Source organism: Streptomyces sp. NPDC037126, from assembly GCF_055605965.1.
On sequence record NZ_JBVJTD010000032.1, the window covers coordinates 34511 to 56561 of the forward strand.

Annotated in this window: 20 protein-coding genes and 2 pseudogenes; 19 read left to right on the top strand and 3 right to left on the bottom strand. The window is 68.1% G+C overall.

Going from position 1 to position 22051, the window contains the following annotated elements; translation table 11 throughout:
• Positions 1–559: 559 nt before the first annotated feature.
• The 5 genes and pseudogenes from ACZ7FF_RS39715 (at position 560) to ACZ7FF_RS39735 (ending at position 6460) form a co-directional block, all read left to right on the top strand.
• The gene (locus ACZ7FF_RS39715) at positions 560–1582 is read left to right on the top strand and encodes a bifunctional DNA primase/polymerase (protein WP_470818932.1); all 1023 of its coding nucleotides are present in this window, start codon (positions 560–562) and stop codon (positions 1580–1582) included.
• Entirely contained in the window at positions 1579–3117 is a 1539-nt protein-coding gene (locus ACZ7FF_RS39720) for a DNA primase family protein (RefSeq protein ID WP_470818933.1), read from the top strand. Before ACZ7FF_RS39715 ends, ACZ7FF_RS39720 begins: the two co-directional genes overlap by 4 nt.
• Positions 3118–3316: 199 nt before the next feature.
• Positions 3317–3667: pseudogene (locus tag ACZ7FF_RS39725) on the top strand (DUF6009 family protein); the annotation flags it as partial.
• 443 nt (positions 3668–4110) lie between these two features.
• Positions 4111–4590: a hypothetical protein gene (locus ACZ7FF_RS39730; RefSeq protein ID WP_470818935.1), complete on the top strand. Its 480-nt coding sequence runs from the start codon at positions 4111–4113 to the stop codon at positions 4588–4590.
• A 289-nt stretch (positions 4591–4879) separates the two neighbouring features.
• A complete protein-coding gene (locus tag ACZ7FF_RS39735) occupies positions 4880–6460 on the top strand; it encodes a DUF2637 domain-containing protein (protein WP_470818937.1) in 1581 nt (526 codons plus the stop codon).
• A gap of 90 nt (positions 6461–6550) precedes the next feature.
• Here the strand turns inward: ACZ7FF_RS39735 and ACZ7FF_RS39740 are convergent, their stop codons facing one another.
• Positions 6551–6985, bottom strand: coding sequence for a helix-turn-helix domain-containing protein (locus ACZ7FF_RS39740; RefSeq protein WP_470818939.1), 435 nt, complete (start codon positions 6983–6985; stop codon positions 6551–6553).
• A 109-nt stretch (positions 6986–7094) separates the two neighbouring features.
• Between ACZ7FF_RS39740 and ACZ7FF_RS39745 the strand changes: the two genes are divergently transcribed.
• The 13 genes from ACZ7FF_RS39745 (at position 7095) to ACZ7FF_RS39805 (ending at position 20694) form a co-directional block, all read left to right on the top strand.
• Positions 7095–8234, top strand: coding sequence for a conjugal transfer protein (locus ACZ7FF_RS39745; protein WP_470818941.1), 1140 nt, complete (start codon positions 7095–7097; stop codon positions 8232–8234).
• Between the two features lie 31 nt (positions 8235–8265).
• Positions 8266–8505, top strand: coding sequence for a hypothetical protein (locus ACZ7FF_RS39750; protein WP_470818943.1), 240 nt, complete (start codon positions 8266–8268; stop codon positions 8503–8505).
• Positions 8502–9056, top strand: coding sequence for a hypothetical protein (locus tag ACZ7FF_RS39755; protein ID WP_470818944.1), 555 nt, complete (start codon positions 8502–8504; stop codon positions 9054–9056). The genes ACZ7FF_RS39750 and ACZ7FF_RS39755 overlap by 4 nt, the downstream gene beginning before the upstream one ends.
• 16 nt (positions 9057–9072) lie before the next feature.
• Complete coding sequence (locus ACZ7FF_RS39760) at positions 9073–11619, top strand: ATP-binding protein (RefSeq protein WP_470818946.1); 2547 nt, start codon at positions 9073–9075, stop codon at positions 11617–11619.
• 122 nt (positions 11620–11741) lie between these two features.
• The gene (locus ACZ7FF_RS39765) at positions 11742–12215 is read left to right on the top strand and encodes a hypothetical protein (RefSeq protein ID WP_470818947.1); all 474 of its coding nucleotides are present in this window, start codon (positions 11742–11744) and stop codon (positions 12213–12215) included.
• A 3-nt stretch (positions 12216–12218) separates the two neighbouring features.
• A complete protein-coding gene (locus tag ACZ7FF_RS39770) occupies positions 12219–14351 on the top strand; it encodes a hypothetical protein (RefSeq protein WP_470818948.1) in 2133 nt (710 codons plus the stop codon).
• Positions 14352–15131: a hypothetical protein gene (locus ACZ7FF_RS39775; protein WP_470818950.1), complete on the top strand. Its 780-nt coding sequence runs from the start codon at positions 14352–14354 to the stop codon at positions 15129–15131. It abuts the gene before it with no gap.
• Positions 15132–15134: 3 nt separating this feature from the next.
• Positions 15135–16382: a peptidase M23 gene (locus tag ACZ7FF_RS39780; protein WP_470818952.1), complete on the top strand. Its 1248-nt coding sequence runs from the start codon at positions 15135–15137 to the stop codon at positions 16380–16382.
• An 82-nt stretch (positions 16383–16464) separates the two neighbouring features.
• A complete protein-coding gene (locus ACZ7FF_RS39785) occupies positions 16465–16944 on the top strand; it encodes a hypothetical protein (RefSeq protein WP_470818953.1) in 480 nt (159 codons plus the stop codon).
• Entirely contained in the window at positions 16944–17783 is an 840-nt protein-coding gene (locus ACZ7FF_RS39790) for a hypothetical protein (protein ID WP_470818954.1), read from the top strand. The genes ACZ7FF_RS39785 and ACZ7FF_RS39790 overlap by 1 nt, the downstream gene beginning before the upstream one ends.
• 33 nt (positions 17784–17816) lie before the next feature.
• Positions 17817–18566: a nuclease-related domain-containing protein gene (locus ACZ7FF_RS39795; RefSeq protein WP_470818956.1), complete on the top strand. Its 750-nt coding sequence runs from the start codon at positions 17817–17819 to the stop codon at positions 18564–18566.
• A gap of 480 nt (positions 18567–19046) precedes the next feature.
• Positions 19047–19631, top strand: a complete 585-nt coding sequence (locus tag ACZ7FF_RS39800; RefSeq protein ID WP_470818958.1) for a TetR/AcrR family transcriptional regulator — start codon at positions 19047–19049, stop codon at positions 19629–19631.
• 70 nt (positions 19632–19701) lie between these two features.
• Positions 19702–20694, top strand: coding sequence for a zinc-binding dehydrogenase (locus ACZ7FF_RS39805; protein ID WP_470818960.1), 993 nt, complete (start codon positions 19702–19704; stop codon positions 20692–20694).
• Positions 20695–20974: 280 nt separating this feature from the next.
• On the opposite strand, the gene ACZ7FF_RS39810 is transcribed toward ACZ7FF_RS39805, so the two are convergent.
• Positions 20975–21319, bottom strand: coding sequence for a hypothetical protein (locus tag ACZ7FF_RS39810; RefSeq protein ID WP_470818962.1), 345 nt, complete (start codon positions 21317–21319; stop codon positions 20975–20977).
• A 103-nt stretch (positions 21320–21422) separates the two neighbouring features.
• On the opposite strand from ACZ7FF_RS39810, the pseudogene ACZ7FF_RS39815 reads away from it, so the two are divergent.
• Positions 21423–21638, top strand: a pseudogene (locus tag ACZ7FF_RS39815) (IS630 family transposase); the annotation flags it as partial.
• Positions 21639–21659: 21 nt separating this feature from the next.
• Here the strand turns inward: ACZ7FF_RS39815 and ACZ7FF_RS39820 are convergent.
• Positions 21660–21992 (bottom strand): type II toxin-antitoxin system PemK/MazF family toxin, encoded by a 333-nt coding sequence (locus ACZ7FF_RS39820; protein ID WP_470818965.1) that lies wholly within the window; start codon positions 21990–21992, stop codon positions 21660–21662.
• Positions 21993–22051 lie beyond the last annotated feature (59 nt).

Sequence of the window (22051 nt, forward strand, 5' to 3'; positions counted from 1 at the left end):
CGCGTACGGGCATGTGCACACATATTCAAGTACAGCTCATAATTGAAGAGTTGAGTCCCTCCAGTCCCTCGAGTGGCTCGCTAAACGCTCTGACCTGCGAAAACTTCGAGGGACTCATTGTCGTTCAGGCCCTGGACTCTTGGTCCCTCCCCGCCCTGGAGCCCTCCGGTCCCTGCCCTCGGGGGCCCCTCACCGTGCCGGCGGGGGCGGAACCGCCGCCGGTCCGCGAGCGTGCATAGTGAACGTCAGTCCCTCCAGCCCCTGAGGGAAGCAAATGCTTGCAACGAGCAGGCAGTTGGCTTCCTCAGGGACGGGAGGGACTGGAGGAAGGCTAAAGCGGCGGCGCGCCGCCAGGCTGCGGGACTCCGCCTCTGGCACACGCTTACACTTTCCTACTCGAACTACAGTCCCTTCGGTCCCTGAAGCACCATTAACTGCTGCTGTGAGCTGGTGTTTTGCATCAGGGGCCGAACCGAGAACCGACAAGGACGATCTCGTGGCGCGCCCTGGTGAGAACCGCTCGCCTGCTCCATCGGCACGGCCTGTGACACCGCATGCCGTGGCCCAATGGTGTGCTGCCCAGGGCTGGCCCGTCCATCCGTTAGCTCCCGGCAGGAAGACACCTGCAGCCAACTGCCCGAACTGCAGAGGCCCAGAGGGACACCACGACCCCAGAACATGCCCCTGCCTGCCCGCAGGCCGCCCTTGCCATGGCTTCCACGCGGCGACGACCAACACGCGGCACATCGACGCCTGGTGGTCCACAACTCCCACCGCCGGTGTCGGCATCGCCTGTGGTCCGGCCGATCTGATCGTCATCGATATCGACGCTCACCCGGCTGAGGTGCCAGACCGCGGGCGACTGCTGCCGGGCATCCCCATTCACGAGGCGGTCAGCCTCGTCGGTCTCACTTCGGGATTCGACACCCTGGCTCTCCTCGCCGCGCTGCGCAATCAGCCCGACCCCGCGCACGACGAGGACACCCTGCGCGTGCGGACTCCTTCGGGCGGCCTGCACGTCTGGTACCGCAACCCCGATCCGGGCAACCGGTTCCGCTGCTCGACCGGTTCCAGTCCCAAGGTCGCACTCGCCTGGCAGGTCGACATCCGGGCCGACGGCGGCTACATCGTCGCCCCCACCACCCGCACCGCACAGGGCGTCTACCGGCCCGAGGGAGCCGCCCGGACACCCGCGCCGCTCCCGCAATGGCTTGGCGCCGAACTCATCCGCACCGGCCACATCAAGTCGCTCCCGCAGCCCCGGACGCCGGCGTCTGCCGTACTCAGGCCCTCCCGCAGGTCCGCCGCCGCGCACCGGGCCCTCGAGCCGCTCCTGCACCAGGTCGCCGAGTGCGCGGCGGCACCGGAGGGGACCGCGTTCACCGAGAAGCTCAACCGCGCCGCCTATACGGCCGGCGGTCTCATGGCAGCCGGCCACATCCAGCAAGCCGCAGCCCGCAGTCAGCTGCTGCAGGCAGCCGACGAGGCCCGCCCCTGGCAGGCGGCCCGCAACGAGAAGATCATCAACGACGGCCTTGCCGCCGGGGCCGCCCGCCCGCTGTATCTCGAAGGACGTACATGAGCAACGCCGAGACCACGCCAGGGTTCGACGCCCACGCTGTCGCTCAGCAGATGCTCGACCTCCAGGCGGCGGACAGAACTCCCGGCCTGCTGCCGGCCCAGCCCAACCCCCTCCCCCCGGGCACACGCCCCCCTGCCGCGGCCTGGACGTGGCCGCTGCCTCCGTCCCTGACCGACCGTGGCAACGCCCGTCTGTTCGCGCAGCTCTACCGCGATCAGTTCCGCCATGTCGAAGGCCTGGGCTGGTACGCCTGGGACGGCCACCGCTGGAAGCGCAGCGGCGGAGAGAAAGCCGCCCTGTGGGCCGCCGGTGAAATGGCCGAGGACATGCCCGACACCGACACCCGCGGCATCCACAGCGACCGCGAACTCGCCCAGCACAAGCGACGCACTCTCTCCACCACCGGCATGAGGGCCCTGCTCACCCAGGCCAAGGCCTCACCCGACCTGTCCGTCGACCCGGACGTCCTCGACGGCGACCCCTACGCCCTGTGCACCCCGGCCGGCATCGTCGACCTCCACACCGGGCACCTGCGCAAGCCCGACCCGACCCAGGACTTCCACTCCCGGGCCACCAGCGTCGCCCCCCAGAAGATGGTCACCCCGCGCTGGAACCGCTTCCTGACCGACACCTTCGGCGACGACGCCGAAGGCCGGGAAATGATCGGCTTCCTGCACCTGCTGCTCGGCTACTCCATCACCGGTGACGTGGGAGCGCAGGTTCTGCCCTTCCTCCACGGAGAAGGCAAGAACGGCAAGAGCGTCCTGCTCGACACCATGATCCAGATCCTGGGGGACTACGCCGACGCCGCACCACCCGGCTTCCTCATGGACCGCGGAGCGTTCTCCGAGCACTCCACCGAACTCACCGAACTCCACGGCCGCCGCCTGGTCGTCTGCAGCGAACTGAAGCCCAACGACAAGTTCGACGAAGCCCGCGTCCGTCTCCTGACCGGCGGAGACAAGATCAAAGCCCGCCGGATGCGGCAGGACTACTTCTCCTTCACCCCCACCCACCACCTGTGGCTGCTGGGCAACCACAGGCCCGAAGTCACCACCGGCGGGTACGCCTTCTGGCGCCGTATCCGCCTGCTGCCCTTCACCCGCACCGTCCCCGCCGACCGGCGCATCGACAACCTCGCCTTCGAACTCGTCCGCGACGAAGGCCCCGGCATCCTCCAATGGCTCATCGAGGGCGCCCGCCGCTACCTCGCCACCCGGGACCCCCTGGAAGGCCCCGACCGGGTCCGCATCGCCACCACCGCATACGCCACCACCGAGGACCACATCGGCCGCTTCCTCGGCGAATGCTGCACACGCGACAACGACGCCCAACTCGACCTGCGCGTCGAACAAGGCCTGCTGTACGCCGCATACAGCTCCTGGTGCAACGCCGGCGAAGGCATCCGACCCGCCACACCCCGCACCTTCGCCACCCGCGTCCGACAGGAAGTCGGCCTCGCCTCCCCCGCCGACATGATCAAGTCCAACGGCCGCAAGTACTACCCCGGCCTCGCCCTGACAGCGCACGAATGAATCGCCGCACGCGCCCCCAGGCCACACTGCACGCCCTGTGCGCCCCCGCACGGCCGCTCTACGATGAGCACCTGGTCCCGTACGCCGGGGCGCCCAGATGGCACCTCGCCGCTTCCGGGTACATGGGCAGCAGCAACACACGCACATGCCAGGCCGGACCCCACCACGGCATCCGGCCGACGAAAGAAGGGCTGTAGCCATGAGTTCGCTGCTGACCGAGAGCGACCTCACCCACGAGGAAGAGGTCGTGTGGCTGGAGAACCCCGAAAATCTCGACTACGTCCGCCAGGCCCTCGACAAGACCAAGCGCCGCAACACCCGGCCCCACTACGCGCGCGACGGCCGGATGGTGGGCTACGCCCTCCTGGACGACGCCGCAGAACCCGACCCCGACAGCGGCCTGTACAAGCGGCGCGTCTTCTTCCTCCTGCCCCACGACCGCGACACCCTCCCCAACGGCCTGTACAGCGAAGGCGCCCCCGGCGAAGCCGTCGACCCGCTCACCGTCCAACCCGGGAAGCCCGGCGCCAAGACCCCCCGCTCTCAGCGCAGCACCCCAGAGACCCCAGTGCCTGCGACCCGCATGTCGGCGGCCAGAGGGAGAACGGACCTGTGCCGCCCCGTTCCCGGGTATCGACCCAAGACTCAGGCCAGCTCTCACTAAGCGGACAACAGAAGGGCTGCCCAAGAACAGAGGAGCCGACAGCGTGCCCGCGCCGGCACGGCACGCCTCACAGGACGAACCGTCGGCGAGGCTCTCCACTTCCGCTCGCACGAAGCGGTCGAACCTCCCGAGACTCTGGCCCTTTTGAGTACGAGGACTGAGTAGGGCGACGGTGCCAGCGGCCTGGGTGGCGGTGTTCGGATGGCTTCATGGCGCCGACTCCTTCCGCCGCTTTCGCGGCGTCCGCTTTCCGCCGCCGGTTCAGGGCCCCTGGGCTGTCCGTTGCCGCGTTCCTGCTCGTGGGGTTCCTCACGGGCTGCACCACCGTGATGGGTGGTCCAGTCCGTTCCGAGGCGCAGTTTCTGGAGCACGTACGCGACACGCAGGCCGCCGGCGAGGACACAGTGCGCTTCCTGGGCTCGGATCCGGACGCCGTGATCCTGGAAAAGTCCAGGGTGAGCGCATCCTGCATGGACGACCTCGGTGTCGACCGGGGTGACACCTACCGGGACCAGCCGTCCGTCTCCTGGGCCCCGGATTTCAAGGACGGCGACGCCGGGTATCGCACGGCGGTCGCCGACCTTCGCAGGCAGTGGTCCGAGCAGGGCTGGAAGGTGACGACCGCGCCGGAGACCGACCCGGTCACCGGCAAAGCCACCGGCCTGCAAGAGATCCACACCACCGACGACCACGGCGTCGCGCTATCGCTGAGCCCCGGCCGACGTACCGGTGAGGGACTGGTCGTCGCCGACGGCGGCTGCATCCGCCACGACGGCCACTGGGACACAGACGACTGGAACCTCTACTGACGGGCCCGACCGCTCCAGCGACGTGTACGTCGCCCGTCCTCTCGTCGAACTCACCAACGTACCTGGCGGGCAGTGCCAACTGGAGCAATGCCGGGCCACATCTGCGTTCCTGGGCGCCTGCGCCCTGGCTGCGAACCAAATGGGCTGCTGCCACGCCGTAGCGCCATGAGAGGGTGAACGGACCGTGACCGCGGGACAGAAGTGGAGAGAGGACCAGCAAGTGACGGGGGACATACGGGGGACGGCACCGGTTGCCCACAGCCGGGCCCACCGCATACTGATCGGCACAGTGATATCCGGTGCGCTGATCATCGCCGGGATCGGGTTCGTCGGCTCCTACACGGCTGTCCGTGAACTCGCCGAGAAGAAGGGCTTCGGGGCCTTCTCCTTGGTCTTTCCCATCGGCGTGGATGCCGGCATATGCGTCATGCTGGCGCTGGACCTCCTGCTGACCTGGATTCGGATTCCCTTCCCGCTGCTCCGGCAGACCGCCTGGCTGCTCACCGCCGCCACGATCGCCTTCAACGGCGCCGCCGCCTGGCCCGACCCGCTCGGCGTGGGCATGCACGCCGTCATCCCGGTCCTTTTCGTCATCGCGGTCGAGGCCGCCCGGCACGCAATCGGCAGAATCGCCGACATCACCGCAGACAAGCACATGGAAGGCGTACGCCTTACCCGCTGGCTCCTGTCTCCTCTCCCGACGTTCCTTCTGTGGCGGCGTATGAAGCTGTGGGAGATCCGCAACTACGGGGAAGCCATCAGGATCGAACAACACCGGCTCGTCTACGAATCCCAGCTGCGGGCCGAGTACGGTCGGGCCTGGCGGCGCAAGGCTCCGGTCGAAGCGGTACTGCCTCTGCGTCTTGCCCGGTACGGCGTTCCCCTCGCTGAGACCGCACCGCACGTCCTCGAGGGAGCCGGCCTGAAGCTCTCCGCCAGCGTGACACTCGTCGATGAGCCCGTGGTCGAGGCCCCTGAGATATCGCAGCCCGGCGACCACCAGCGGGCACTCGACAACGGAAGCGACACTGCTGCCCCGCTCGGCCATTTCCAGGAGCCGGTAGTGCAGCCGGAACCCGCTGTGGAACCGACGTCCCCGGAGTGGAGCGAGGAGCAGTATTTCCAAGTCATCGATCTCTACGGCCGTCAGTACGGCGTGCTGCCCAACGCCCGGCAACTGGGGCTGTTCCTGTTCGACGTGTATGGGGTGACCGACCCGCTGACCGGGGGGCCCGTCGTCGAGGAGCAGCTCCGACCTCTGCTGCAGCAGTTCCGTCGGCTGTACGCCCAAGCCACCGATGCCCAGACGGGCGTGGAGACGGCCAGGGAGGACATGGACCGCGCCAGCTTGCCGGAGAGGCCCGAGACCCGTTCGGCCCATCCGATCGGTCAGCCCATCGCCACTCAGGACACCATGACCCACGAGCCCACGGGTCAAGGGGCCGCAGACGGGGACCCAGCAGTGGACGCCATACAGCCCGAGCCGGCCCCTGCAGCCCCGCAAGCGCCTGATCCGCTCGCCGTGGCGGACCCGGGGCCGGCCGATGAGCCGGCACCCCAGGAGACCTCCGCTCAACCCGAGCCGAGCGCGACGCCCGTTGCTCGGGACGAGGTCACCGGGCAGCAGGCGATGCTGGACCAGCAGGCTCCGGAGCCCGACTCAGACCCCATCCAGCAGCAGATCGTCAGTATTGCCGGCTGGCTCGCCGAAGCGGAGGAAGCGGGCGAGAAGCTCTCCGGCGCGGAAGTCGCCCGGCGCCTCGGCGTATCTCCTCGAACCGGGCAGCGGCGGCTCGACAAGGCCATCGAGTATCGCAACGAGCAGCAGCGGTTCCAGGGGCGGGGACACCTTCGGTCGGTCAGCGGCTGATCTGCCCGGTCTGACTTATGAGCGCTGATGCCGGAGCGGTGCTGACCGAACGTCGCACCTAGGCAATGCATTATTTGTTTGTCGACAAATCTAGTGTCTGCCTTTTTGGAGTAACGCGCTCATTCTGACGGTGCTTTCGTTCGTATTGAACGCAGACACCAGTAACGGAACCCAGCGGACCGGAAGCGCTTGTCGACCGCGCTCGACGTCACAGTACGTACTCGCTCCAACGCAGAGAATCATTGCCACCTGGCTCTGGGTGAACCCACAGCTGAGTCTCAGATCCCTCAGGGTGGGCTCCTGGCCTGGCACTTCCAGCAGGTCGATCGGCTTCACCCCGAGGACTCCGGCCAGGCGGGTGAGGTGCTTCGGGGTCGGCCGTTGGTTCCTCGTTTCCCAGGTGGATACCGTGCTGCGCGAACATCCCACCTCATTCGCCAATTGCTGCTGAGGGATGCCCCTCTCTCTGCGCAGAGCCGCCACGAGCCACCCCCGCAGACCCCCCACGTCTGCCCTCGCTTGCATGGTCAGGCACTCTACTGGGCCTGATACGAATATTTTTGACGTTCTGTCACGTGACCGCGTACTGTCCGGCTTAGTTCGATACTGACCGCGGGGGAGAGGTCATCTGAGGATGAGCACGTTCAAAACCGTCATACGGAAGCTGCTCAACCTGCCGGAACCTCGTCAGCAGTCCGAACCGAGAGTCAAAGACGAAGGTCCTGCTGAAACAGTTGCAGCCGCACCGGTCCCGGTCCCTGTCGGCGCGCAGCGCTGGACGGCCGCCGCGGAACGCCTCCAAGGCGACAACAAGCCAGTCAGCACAAGTACGAGTGCGAGTGCGAGCAAGCCGCCGTCGACCGGCGAACGCACCACGCCCTGGCACATCGAGGACGAGAAGAGCGGCGCGAGGTTCTTCGCCAAGCTGGGCCGGGTCGTCCTGTGGGGCGTCGTCGCCCTGGCCGCGATCACCGGCATCCGCTCGTGGTTCTGGCCCAACCAGTCCCACACGCCGACAGTCGTCAAGGTGAAGCAAGGCTCTTCGTACCCCGACGAGATGGCCCAAGCGGTGGCAAGTCGTTTCGCCCGCTCCTACCTGACCTGGGACCAGGACGACCGCGACGCACGCGCCAAAGCGCTGGCCCGCGACATGCCCAACGGCTACGACACCACGGCCGGCTGGGACGGCAAGGGCAGGCAGGACGTCGTCGCCGCCCAGCCCGGCACCGTCGTCGAACTCGGGGACAAGCGTGCCCGGGTGCACGTCGACGTCCTGGTGAGCGTTCCCGGCGAGCAGACGCAGGGCAAGAAGAAGACCGCGGCACCTGACGAGCAGACGTGGATGGGCCTGGAAGTTCCGGTCCTCTACACCTCCGGCCGCATCGTGGTCACCGGGCAGCCGGGGATCGTCGGCGTGCCGACCAGTGGCCCGAGCGTCACCAACGACACGGTCGCCGAAAGCGACGTCGACCTTGCCGACCGCACCAAGGGCACGGTCGACACCTTTTTCACGGAGTACGCCAACGGCGACGTGGACACGGTCACCGCGCCCGGTGCGTCGGTCCCGCCGCTGCCGGCTGGCATGAAACTCAGCGACATTCAGAGCTGGACCGTCGACAAGGGCCAAGGCAGTGACCGCACTGGCACCGCGGTCGTCGTCTGGGACGTCTCCGGAGCTGAACTGACGCAGACCTACCGGGTCGAGCTGACCCGCGTGACTTCAGCCGCCGCCGAGCGCTGGCAGGTCGCGGAGGTCCACGGCGGAGCGTCGTGAGCTTCCGCCTGCTTGTAACAAACGAGGGGAAATGGACATGCAACTGGCGCTGACGTCTGGCTCTGACCTGAAGACCTGGGTGTTCCTGATAGCGGGCAACATCTTCCTGATCGTCCTGGTCGTCCGGGCGATCGGTCACTACGCCAAGCGGGAGTGGGGCGAGCTGATCGGCCATGTCATCGCGGGCGTCGTGGTGGCCGGCTTCGTCTTCGCGACGGACACGACGAAGAACATGCTCGTCGAAGTCTGGAACAAGGTCGCCGGCGCATGAGCCGCCTCGGCCACACCTATACGAGGCACTTTCAACTCGAAACGCGGCAGCACGAGATCCTGGGCATGGACCTGGGAGAGGGCCCGTCCCGCCGTCTGCTGGTCACCGGCCTGGCCATCTACCTGGTGTGGACCGGCAGCCTGCTGCTGGTTTTCGGGCTGCCCAGCCAGCTGACGTTCACGCTCTACTTCGCGCCGCCGGCCGTCATCACCTACTACGGTGCGCAGCGAAGCCGGCAGAACGAACGACGCTGGAACCTCACGCGATGGGCCCTGATCGTCCGCTACCTGACGGTGAGCCACCGCCCCATCGTCAACGGCGGCCGCAGGGCCGCGGAACGCGTCGAATGGCTCTCGTTGCGCGCCCGGCTCGGAGACCGGCTCGAGCGGTTCCTCGACCTGCCCGGCATGGGGCTGTTCGAAGGCGCCTTCGGTGAGGACACACCGAACCCGACAGCCGGAAGGGTCACCCGGTTCGACGTGCGGCCACGGCTGTACGGACCCGACGCGGTGTACCGGGCCCGGAAGCGGACGCCCAGCAAGAAGCAGTAGATAAAAGGGGACGGGGATGAAGATCGCTAGGGCCATCGGCCGCTTCCTGGGCGTCGCGGGAGACCGCGCGGCGCCGCCGCCGCGCTACATCGCGCTGTCGGACGGCGTCCTGGTCACCGAGACCCACGCCGAGGCGTGGTACGTGCTGGGCGCCAGCAACACCGACTTGATGAGCGAGTCGGCCCGGGACACCGAGCACGATCAGGCATCCAGCGCGCTCGCCCGGATCCTCGCCGGGTACGACTGCCATCTGCGGATTCTGTGGAGCCCGCTGAATGCCGAGGACTACCGGGCCGAGGCCGCGAGCCTCTTTTCCGCGGGCAACCTGGAGGAATGGGCGGACCTGCGGGTCGCCCGCCTGGACGACCTGGCGCTGCCCAGTCGTCACCTCTTGCTCGGCGTACGCATCCAGGACCGGGCCAATCACGCGCAGGCCCGCGGCCGCAGCGGCATGCAGGATGCCTTCGGCCTCAGCTCGACGTCCATTCCACAGCGTGAACTCGCCCGTCTGGACGCGTTGTCCCGCCGGCTCGGCCGCCAGCTGGAAGCGACTCCCTGGAGGGCGCAGCCGGCTCCCGTCGAGATGTTGGCGTGGATGATCGCACGCGAGCAGCACCGGGTCACCGAGCTGCCCACGCCGAACACGAACGGCCAGATCACGGGCGCCAAGCTCGCCCATCTGACGCGCGGTCGCGTGCTGCCGTACCCGGACCACGTCCGCGTCGTCGACGCCCAGGGCGATGTCGCCGCGTGGACCGCCGTGTTGACCCTGGACGGTTTCCCCGAGGAGATGGAGAGCCCGGGGCCGGGGGAGTGGCTGCGGTACCTCTCCGAGATCACGTACGTCCCGGAGTACGACGAGGAAGGTGTCGACCCGGACGTCCAGATCCTTCCCGTCAACGTCGAGGCGTCGATCCGCTTCAAGGTGCTGCACCGCCGCGACGCACTCAAGCAGATCGAGGAGGTCCGCCGCCTGGCCAAGGAGCAGCGCCAGTCCGCGGCGAAGCACTCCGCAGGCGAAACCGCCCTGGAGATCGAGGAGACCGAGGAAACGATGGCGACGCTCTCGCGCGACATGAAGCGCGAGGACGTGACGCTGATGGAGGACCATCCAAGGCTGGTCGTCAGCAGCGATGTCTCTCTTCACGACCTCAGGTCCAAGATCGACGCGGTGATCGGCTTCTACGGTGGCCTGGGGATCGACGTCTCTGTCGGCGAGGAAGAGCAAAGAGACTTGTGGCTGGAGAGCCTGCCGGGCGACAGGCTCCGGGTGCCCGACCTCTCCCACGTCCGCACGGTGAGCGCCTTTGCCGGAAGCTGGTTCTGGGGCGGCGCGTCCGTGGGCGACGACGACGGACCGATCATCGGATACCTCACCGGCTCCACCCCCGGCGTCGTACGCAACGACCTGACCAGCGGTTCGGCCCGGGGCGACGCCACCACGACCGCGCTCATCGGACGAAGCGGCCGCGGCAAGACGACCGCGCTCATGATGATGCTGCTGGACGCAGCTTTCCGGGGCAGCTGGGTTCTGGCCCTGGACTTCAAAGGCGACATGGGAGGACTGGTCGCCGCCGGCCAGCGGTACGGACTCAACGCCCACCTAGTCGAGGCGGGCAGCCAGTACGCCGGTGTCTGTGACCTGTTCACCCTCCTCACCGGAGAGAGCGCCGAGCGGGCACAGACCGAAGTCCCGGCCCAGCTCGGCATCGCACTGCCCCAGCACCTGCGGGCACGTGGCGCGGAGACACCGATCCAGTCCGCCGTCAACGAAGTGATCGCCCAGGGCCAGCCGGAGACGTGGAAGGTCATCGAGCACCTGCGGCGCTCCACGGACGACCTGGCCCGCGAAGCGGGTCAGGCCCTGCACGAACTGGCGCAGACCAGCCTCGGAGCCCCCTTCATGGGCAGGCCGTCCGGTGCCGCCCTGATGCGCACCGAGCCCGGGATCTGGGTGGTTCAGATCCCCGGCATCACCCTGCCGAGCCCCGACGACCACCGCGACGACTGGTCCGTGCACCAACGGCTCTCGGTCGCCCTCGTGCACTCCATGCTGGCCTTCGGCATTTCGATGGCCGGCCGCAAGGACCTCCGCGGCCTGCGTAAGTGCATCGCCGTTCCCGAGGTGCACGTGTTGACGGCGACGCGCGAAGGATCGAGCTTCCTGCAATACCTCGCCCGCGTCGGCCGGGCCCTGCAGACCGCACTCGTCATCGACACGCAGGACCCCGAGTCGTTCGCCAAACTGACCGGCCTGATCGAGCAGATCACGACGATGTTCGGGTTCCAGCTGACATCGGCCGAGCAGCAGGACGCCCTCGCCGCCCTGCTGGACCTCCCTGCCGGCCCGCACACCCGCGCCCTGATCCAGGCCATCGGCGTGGACATCACCCAGGAAGTCCGCCACGGCCACGCGATCATGCGCGACCGGCGCTTCCAGAAGGCGACCGTGCAGTTCGACGTGCCGTCACAGGAACTGCTGACGCTGCTGAGCACCACACCGAAGGTCGACGACAGCACCAAGACCAACTTGAGCAAGGAACCCCAGGGGGTGGGCGTATGAGGCGCGCAGTCACAGCGGCCGCAGTAGCGGCTGCGGCACTTGCCATTGCCGGATGCTCGTCGGACCACGGCAAAACGGATAGTTCGGGCAGCCAGGACGACAACGGCGGCCAAGCTGCCGCGGTGCAGGTCGCCAAGAAGTACCAGGAGGCCGTCAACGACGACGACTGGCAGCGGGCTTGCCAGATGCGCACCGAGCAGTACCGCCATGGCAGCGTCCACGAGTGCGTCACCGACAACAAGGCGCCCGCCGACCCCTCACCGTCACCGACCGACAGTGATGCCTTCCCCCCGTTGAAGCGGGCGGACGGTTCGACCGTCCCGCCGAAGCAGACACCCAGCGACAGCGGATCCGATCAGACGGGCACCGTCACCGCGAGCAGTCCAGTGCCCGTACCGGCGATCGGCGACCACCCGGCAGGAACCGGAGTGCTGATCCAGTTCAAGGACATGCAGTCCGACAGCACCACGACGGTCCGCAGCGCACTGCGGGTCGTACGGGAGGGCAACCAGTGGCTGGTCGACCAGGCCGAGGACATCGACGAAGCGGACGACGCACACGGCAATCCGGTCCATGACGCGCTGATGAGGGGATGAACCGTGCTCTTGGAAGACAGCAAGACCTACCGGTTCAGCATCCTCAAACTGCTGGTCCGACTGCAGACCCTGCGGATGCCGCGCAAACGCAACCTCCTGATACCCCTGCTCGGCATCTACGTCACGCTCATGGTCACGGCCCAGACGGCATCGGCCAAGAACTACCCCGTGGTCGGCATCGGTGACCTGCTGCCGTCGCCCAGCATCCCCTACACCAAGGGGAAGGGCACCCTCTACGAGGAGTACGGGAACCCGCTGCTCTACCAGGTCGACGACGACTACGGCATGTGGGACGTGTTCGACCCGATGATGGAGGTCCCCGCGGCCATCTGCGCGGGGCTGACCGCCACCATCGGATCCGCAGCGGTCCTGATCGTTCAGTGGATCTTCAACGTCACCAGCATTCCCCCGCTGGAACACGCCCTCACCAAGTCCATCGGTGGTGCGGCGTCGACCCTCACCGAGACCCTGCTGCCCTCGGCCATGGCCGTCGGAGCCCTGGTCGCATGGACCAACCACCGCAAGGCGGCGGGCTCCAGCCTCAGCCAACTGGGATGGGTGGCCGTCTCCGCGCTCTTCTCCGTCTCGTTGCTGATGGCCCCGCAAACATGGGTGAACGGGATCGACTCCGTCCGCAACGTCGGCGCCTCCGTTGCGATGAACGCGACCAGCGCAGGTATCGGCGACGGCACCAAGGAACCCATCGACCTCGGCCACGACACCGACTGGAGCGGTAACGAGCGAGACAACATGCTCCGGAAGTCGTCCGACGCTGTGTGGCGGGCTTACGTGGTCACCCCCTGGTGCGTGGAAGAGTTCGGCAGTCTCCAGGCATGCAAGGACAACGGGAAGGAGCTCCTCGACCAGGGCATCAGCCAGAGCTCGAAACGCAGCGACTGGCTCAAGTCGTACGGTGACAGGGCCGGCGGCGACGCGAACAAGTGGGTCGACGGGCACGATCCTGTCGGCCGGCTCATGGTGGCTGTGCCGGCGCTGATCTGTGTGACGCTGTTCGCTGCCCTGGTGCTCGGCCTGGCGTTCGCATCACTGGCCTCATTGCTGGGCGCTTTGATGCTCCTGCTGTCCGGCGTGATCTTCGCCTGTCTGTGGATCATCCCGGGTCGGCCGAGGACCTGGGGCATCCGCTGGTTCGACTACCTGCTCGGATTCTGCTTGCAGAGCTCCGTCGCGACCATGACGCTCGGCGCGGTCCTCGTCGTCACCACTGCGGCGACGAACGCGATGGGCTCCTACGGCTACCTCCCGGCTGCGGGCATCAGCATCTCCACGGCCGTGGTCGCCTGGCGCTTCAAGTCCATCATGGAGTCGATCACCGGCGTCACCGGCATGACAAGCCCGTCCATGGCGATCGGTGGACTGCTGGCCGCCCGCGGCGCTGCCAAGGCCGGTTGGGGCCTGACCAAGGCCACCGGCCGCGGCGTCCGTGCACTGTCCCGCGTGCGCCTGCCCAGTCGGCCCCGGCGCAGCGGCGGAGGCGGAGGAGGAGGCGCTGAAGGCGGCGCCGTGCCGCAGCTTCCCGGAGGCGGAGGTCCCGGCGCAAGCGCGGGCATCCCGCGTCGCCCCATGCCACCCCTGCCCTCCGGCCATGGAGCCAAGGCATCGCTGCCCGGCAACTCCAGCCGGAAGGAAGTCGGCCCGCTGACCAGCCGTCCTGAACTGCCGTCATCAACGGCACCGGCCCGCGGCCGCTCTGTGGCCGACGGGCCGGCCAAGGCGATCCCCAGCAGCCGACGCCCGGCCGAGGTCGCCGGTGCGCCCTCCCGTCCGGCCCTGCCCGCGGGAACGGGCGCCGGTGGCAGCCAGGCGACAGCGTCGAGCGGCTCCGCGAACAGCGGACGCACGGCCTCCCAACCCACACAGCCGTCCGCCGTCCGACCGTCGGCCGTGCTGCGCCCCGAGACCAGCGGCGCACCCAACTACACCTTCCGGCACGGACCCAGGACAGGCGCTTCGGCCCCGAAGGTGATCAAGGGCGAGGTCATCCGCAGTACGCCGAACCGGCCGCGCGCATCGACCGGACCGAACCCGAGCCGCCCGCAGACCGGGAACAACCGCGGCACCCGCAACCGTGGACACCGCCTAGCGGTCCCGGCCATCCGGCGCAGGGGGAACTAGGTGGCGCACGAGAAGGACAAGCCGCGCACCCCTGCGGAGTTCCGGGAACTGCTGAAGGAGCACTACGCAGTTCCGGAGGAGACCAGCAAGGGCAAGCGCCGGGAACGTCGCCAGGCCAAACGCGAGCACCGGCAGCAACAGAAGGCGAACACCCGGCGGGTTCTGGAAGAGGAACGCCGCAAGGAGCCGATGACGGCTGCCGGGGCGGCCGTCATCATCGTCGCCATCTTCGGCATCGGCCTCGCCGGAGCCCACTGGTTCGGGGGCGCCGGGGACGACCGGCACACGACGACGGCTGCCAGTCCCACACCGACGGTCACCGACGACGGGGAGAACGGCGCAACCGCCTCACCGAGTGCGTCGGCGTCGCCCTCCCCGTCGTCCTCCGCCGTGGTGGACCTGAGCACCCCGGAGAAGACAGCCCAGGGATGGGCGCGTGCCTACCTGACCCGCAACCCGCCCGTCGACCTGAGACACGAAAAGGTCGTCCAGCGCGCGGCGCCCTGGATGACTGATGCCTTGACGACCAACCTCATGGGCAACGACGACAAGCTCTGGAACGACCTGGTGTCCAACGGCGGCGTGTCCACGGTGACCGCAGTGAAGATCGGCCCGGCCGCTGAAGGACTGCCCGTCGACACCCCGCTGAGAGTCTGGCGGAAGGTCACGGTCCAAACCGCGGTCGAGGGCTACAAGAAGTACAACAAATCGGTCGTACTGCAGGCCGAACTCACACACAGCGGGGACAGCTGGCGCATATCACGGGTGCTGGGGGTCTGACCAGTGGACACGCGCCAGGCCGCATTCATGGCCGCGGGGGTGGCGCGGCGCGGGGCGGCGATGAAGCTCGCCCTCCCCGCGGCCGTCCTCTTCTTCATCCTGCTGTTGTGTCTGGGGGTCCTCGGAGCTGTCGGGGGAGGCGTCCGCGCCAATGCGGCCGACTCCTGCGGCATCGCCGGCCAGCCTGATACCCAGTACGACGACGGCAGCGGCACCGGGAGTACCGACCAGACCAACGGGCTGCACGCCCAGCAGCTGGCCAACGCCAAGATAATCGAGCAGGAGGCAGCCAAAGCGGGGCTTTCGGGCAGAGCCACGCTCATCGGCCTGATGACCGCACTCCAGGAATCGACCCTGATCAACCTCGACCACGGTGACCGGGACTCGATAGGCCTGTTCCAGCAACGGCCGTCGTCAGGCTGGGGGACCAAGGCCCAGATCATGGACCCGCACTATTCGGCCCGCATGTTCTTCCTCGGTGCCAGCAGCGGCAGTCCCCAAGGGCTCGCCGACAAGGACTGGGAACACATGAGCCTGGGCGAGGCCGCCCAGGCCGTTCAGAACTCGGCATACCCGAGCCTGTACGCGGGCCAGGAGGCCGAGGCTCGTCGCATAGCCAAAGAAGCCGGCATCGACCTGGACCGCACAGGCAGGCGCGGCCGCGATCAGCCCACGCCCACCTCCACCCCCACTTCAACCAGCACAGGGGCAACAAGCGATCCCGCCGGCCAACTGCCGCCCGGAGGCTGCCCCGACGACGGAACCAACGGCGGCAGCGGCAGCGGCAGCGGCGGAGACAACAACGCCCCGCCCGGCAAGGCATTCCACGACGGCACCTCGGTCTTCCCGCCCGAGGTGAACAACCCGCAAGGACTCAAGGGCGCGATCGATTTCGCCCGCCGGGAGGCCGAAAGCGGGTCCAGCGACTGGTACCGCAAGTGCCTGGCCTTCGTGGCCACGGCGTACGGATACAGCTCCAGCGGCACCTACTACGCCATCGACCATTACTACGAGATGCCGAAGAGCATGCAGCACGACGGCGACCGCAACCCGCCCGTCGGCGCCCTCCTGTACTGGCGGACCAGCAGCCGGGCCGGCCACGTGGCGCTCTACGTCGGCAATGGCCAGATCGCCTCGAACGACATCGTCACTCCGGGCCACATCTCGATCGTGCCCGCGAGCGACATCGAGACGAAGTGGGGCGCAAAGTACGTCGGCTGGGCTCCGCCCTACTTCCCGAAGGGGGGCTGAACAACGGCCCGGCCGCGCCTCGAGATCTTTGACGGGAGCGGCCGGGCTCAGGGACAGAGCCGCAGAACAGGGGGCCGACGCGATGGCGCAAAACGACACCGAAGGGGGAAGCAGCATGGGAGGTGCCGAAGGCAGGCAGAGAAAGGTCGCCTGCCAGTACCTGAACGAATGGGACCCGCCGGCATGGACGCCTCGCGATCACACCCAGGAGCGCGAGGTCAGCCCCTGCTACGTCACCCTTGACCTGACCACCGGAAGACTGGCCGTCAGTTCGACCGACGAGTTCGCCGCCAAGCCGCCCTGGCTCGTCGCTGCCTGCTGGTCCTTCCGCTGGCCCATAGCCCCGCTGCCGGCTGACTGCGCCAACGCACTGCTGGACAATCTCGCCCCCTTCGCCCAACGACTGATCGACGCCACCAGCACCGAGGCACGCCACCACAACCGGCCGGCGACCGTCCTGCTCTATGGCGCAGGTGCAGCGATCGACGCCATCCAAAGACAGTGCGCCGGCACGTGGACCGACCCCGACCGGCTTCTCGGAGAACGACCTGGGAAAGCTTGATGCCACTCATAACGAATCCGGAAGAAGTCCCCCTGGGACCCGTCTACACCATCGTGGTCAGCGCCGACGAAGAGGTCACCGTCGACGGCCAGAGCATCCAGAAGCTTGCCGGCCAGGACGCCCGGGAAGCCGCTCTGGCCGATATCCGGGAGCGAGCCGCCCGCAGGGGCCACCCGGTACGCGTCGTGGCGAAGGAACCCGACGGCAGTGCGTGGCCGCTGATCGTCGACTACGACGGAGCCGTCACGCCCCTGGACACTCCCCACCCGACGCCGCCGGTGCCGCAGACACCCTCTCCGGAACCGGAGAGCAGCCACCTCCCGCCACCAACCGGCGACCCACTGCCCCTCACTCCGACGGCCGACTGGCTGGCACCGCTTCCCTCCGACTTCCAGCAGATGCTCGCCCAGGTGAAAACAGCAGAGGACGCGGGAGACCTGGCCGCGGCCGGCGTACTGGCCCAGGACCTCGAGGAAGTACTGGAAGACGGCTTCGGCCCCATCCACCCGTTCACCGTCAACACTTTGGCCGTACGGGCATACCTCACCCTGCGCCAGGGCGACTGGCACAACAGCATGGTCCTGCACCTGCAGGCCGCTGAAAGGCGCCACCAGCAGCACGCCGCACGAGCAGAGACCCTCAAGCTCGCGCGGAACGCACACTTCTGCTGGAAGCAACTGGCCCGGCCGGCCAACGGGCCCACCCGCGCCCATGGGCCCATGACAGCTGCTCAGTGGAGCGGCGAAGTGCTGCGCGTGCTACGGCTCGTCGGCACCGAACCCGTCATCATCACCGTCACCGAGCAGTGGGCCGCCCGCCTGCAGCCCGCTGCCTCCTGAGACGACCGCCATACCGAAGGGGGAGGAACGGCCATGCGCAGCGGCGCCGGACAGTCCGCGCAGAACGAGTACGAACGCCGTTTAAGCTCATGGCGGATCACCGCCCGCCGCCGCTTCCTGCGCGGGCTCCCTTTCGTGATCGCCGCTGCGGCACTCCTGGAGTGGTGGGTCGGCTGGCAGACCACCGGCGTGCCGCTGTACGGCCACATCACCGCTCTCGCCGTGATCGTGGCCTGGTGCGCCTCTCTGGCAGCCCCGCGCCACGTCACCGCCTGGCGAGCCGGAGCCGAGGGCGAGCGCAAGACGGCACGAGCCCTCGCCCCCCTGACCCGTCGAGGCGCGATAGTCCTCCATGACCGGGCCATCCCGGGCAGCAGAGCCAACCTCGACCACCTCGCCGTCGGCCACTGGGGCATCGCCTACATCGACACCAAGAACTGGCAGGCCAAAGGCGCTCACGTCAGCATCAGCCGCGACGGATCGACCCTCTGGTACGGCCGCTACCCCCAGAACAGAACAATTGCCACAACAAAGTGGGAAGCGCAGCGAGCCACCACCGCCCTGCGTCGCCCTCTCGACGGCATCCCCGTCCACATCCAGCCCGTCATCGCCGTACACGGAGCCCGGGTCGGCCGCCGCGGCGTACTCACCTTCGACGGAGTGATCATCCTGGAAGCCCGCCGACTGGCCGCACACCTGCGACGTCAACACCCCGTCCTCTCATCCGACCAGATCACCCAGATCGGGGAGATCACCGACCAGACCCTGCCTCCCAAGCAGTAGCCACCCACCGGAACAGGCGACGAGATGTCGGCAGCGGGGAGGCCTACCCGGCCGCCGACGTCCACCCGCTCAAGGCGAACGCAGCGGCCATCACCATCCTCGGACTCCACAGGATGGACAGGCGCGACCCGCCCCCGGTACCGCCCCGCAGCTCGAACCGAGTACCTGGGCGCCACCGCCGGACGGGGACGCGGCTGAGGAGTTCGAACTGAAGGCGGCCTGACCCCGGTCGGTCGACCCGCACACGACCTCAAGACGGTCGGAGGGGACAACGTTGATGAGGATCTGCGGAATCGGCCAGGGCTGCTCCTCGTTCCCCATGCAGTTGACCGCTCAAGCGCGAGTGTGTGGCGCCGGTTCTCGAACTGACCAGCTGTCCGAGGCGATACCGAGGGGCCGAGCGGTGGGCCGAAGAACGCTCAGTGGAAGGTGGCGCGACCCGCGCTTGTTCTTGAATGGTCGCTCATGTATCTTCGTGCCATGCCCAGACCTCGAGAGTTCGAGCCCGACGCCGTGGTGGACCAGGCCATGCTGCGTTTCTGGTGGCGGGGTTATCGGGCCACGTCCGTCGAGGATCTCGTCAAGGCGACAGGGGTGAAACCCGGCAGCCTCTACAGCGCGTTCCCCGGCGGCAAGCACGCGCTGTTCCTGAAGTCGCTGGAGCGGTATTCCAAGCTGATCGTTCCCCAGAAGCTGGGCGAGCTGGCTGCGCCCGGCGCCTCACTGGCCGCGCTCCGCGGGTACTTCGACGGCCTGGTGCACGACCTGCTCAGCCCGGAAGGCCGACAGGGATGTCTGCTGGTGAACACGGCCATCGAGAACGCCGCCGAGGACGACGAGGCCGCCGCCGTCGTCCGCGGCCATCTCGCCCGCCTCGAGCAGTGCATGACCACAGCCCTGCGCAACGCCCGCGACGCGGGCGAGGTGCGCGCCTCGGTGGACGCGGCCGGTAGCGCCAAGGTGCTGGTCGCGACATGCCAGGGGCTGATGGTCGTGGGGAAGGCGAACCCCGACGCGACGGTGCTGCGCGCCATCGTCGACAACGCTTTCGCCGTGCTCGTCTGACGCTCGATCTTTGGCGCCACCGCATGCGGTGGCTCTTTTTTCGGACCAATAGTTGAACCACTATTCAAGAATGGACCCGCTCATGAAGGCCATCGTCATCTCCACCTACGGCGCTCCCGAGGTCCTGTGCATCACCGACCTGCCCGACCCCGTGCCCGCGCAGGGGGAGGTGCTGATCCGGGTCAGGGCATTCGGCCTCAACCACGCGGAGGCATACATGCGCGCGGGTGCATGGGGCGAGGTCGCGGCCGTCCCCGGCATCGAGTGCGCCGGCGTGATCGAGGCTGACCCTTCGGGTCGACTCGCCCCCGGAACCCCGGTCGTGGCGATCCTCGGCGGCATGGGCCGCACCCGCAACGGCAGCTACGCCGAGCTGGTCACGGTACCGGCCACCAACGTGGTCGTGGTGAACTCCTCACTGGGATGGGCCGAGCTGGCGGCCGTTCCCGCGGTCTATGCGACGGCGTGGTACGGGCTGTTCGGCAATCTGGACCTGCGGCCCGGCGAGCGGGTCCTGGTGCGCGGAGCGACCTCCTCTCTCGGCCAGGCCGCTGTCAACCTCGCCGTCGACCGTGGTGCGAGGGTGCTCGCGACCACCCGGAACCCCGCGCACGCGCCGCTCCTGAAGGAACTCGGCGCCGAGGACGTCCTCATCGACGACGGCCACCTGGCCGCGCAGGTCGACATGGGCATGACCCCGATCGACGCGGTGTTCGACCTCGTCGGCAACAACGTCCTGCGCGATTCCCTGGCCACGGTCCGCCTCCGTGGACGAGTCTGCCAACTCGGTTTCCTCGGGGGCTTCGAGCCGTTGCGCGACTTCGATCCGATCGCCGATCTGCCCACCGGCGTGCAGCTCAGCTTTTTCGGCAGCGCGTTCGTCCTGGGCAGCCCCGAGTTCCCGCTCGCCGACGTTCCCCTGGAAGCGATCTACGCCAAGGTCGAGTCAGGGACCTTCCCGGCAAGGCCGGCACGGGTTTTCCGTTTCGACGAGATCGTCGAAGCCCACCGGGTCATGGAATCGGGCAGCGCGCTGGGCAAAATGGCCGTCACCGTCGGCTGAGACCTCGCCCGGCTTCACCACAGCCAGCGGGCGGCAAGCCGTCAGAACCAGGTCACCCCGCCCGCGGCTTGAAACCGCAGACAAGACTGCCGAGCCCAGCCACGGCTTCGGGTCCTGGGCGACCTGGCCGAGCCCCGGTGGGGTGTCAGCCGAACCGGCGGAACCGGACCTGATCACTTGCGACGGGCGGGACCTGCGGCCCGACGGCGAGCAGCACGCTACGCGGTGGGGAATCAGGCAGAGCAGGTCTGTTCCGCCCCTGAGCACAAGGTGGGGATTTTCAACCAGCCCCATCAACGTCACGCCCTTCGAGCTGCTCGGCCGCATCGGCCACCTGGCCGGCGGAGCCCCGGAAGACGAAGCCGCAGAGCAGGGCTCGCTGGAGTGGAACCTGGCCCGCTGGCACGAGTACGAGCGGGGGACCAAGTGCCGCCGCGCCATCGAGTGGACCCGCTACCTGCGCCAGCTGCTCGGCCTCGACGGCGGCGACAGCGAAGCCGACGACCTCGCCCTGCTCCGGGCGGCCTACGCCGAAGGCGGCGAACTCCGAGCCGGACGCCGTGGGCGAGCGCGTCCGCGACGTCCTCGCCCTGGCCGACGTCGCCGACACGGTCGTCGTCCTCATGGCTTTATCGGTGAGTCCTCACACCGGTTGTCGATCGGCGGCGACACAGCCCGGTGTTGGCGGAGAGTGATATCGCCAATTCTTGACACCACTTGGGGCTTGCGTCGAGGCCCGCTTCGGGCCGCTGCGGCAGTTCATCCTGGCCAACACGCATCATCCGAACCACACGATCCAGACCCGGGCCCTGCACGCCTACCTGCGCTGGCGGAACAAGAATGCCCGTCACCCTGACGTCCTGGCCGCCCAGCGCAAGGAACGCGCCCGCATCCGCAGCGAGAAGGACCTTCGCTGGGGAGGCCGACCCTCGCTCGTTGCCTGATCAAGCAGCCTAGTGCGCCGCCTACTCGAGTCCACCGGCACGGAGGGCATCCTCGATCTCGCCGAGCTTCGCTGACGACAAGACTCCCACCTGCTCGGTCAGATCTTCCTGGGCCAGCGTGACCAGCCAAGTGCACGGGACAAGACCGGGACGTGGCAGCGCCACTCGAAGGACGCCCTCGAGAGGCAGCCCCTCGGGCGCCCCCACTGCCACCTCGACGGCCACACCGCTGATATCGGTCCCCGCAGGAGCGACGACCTGCATCGCTCGGAACCCGGACGCTTCGTCTCCTGACAGCAGTACTACCGGCCGCCGCTCGTCAAAGTCCGCCAACCAGACCTCGCCGCGCTGCATGTGCCCTCCCGACGCAGGATCGCGGGGGAACCTTGCACGCCCCGGACCGAACACCTCAT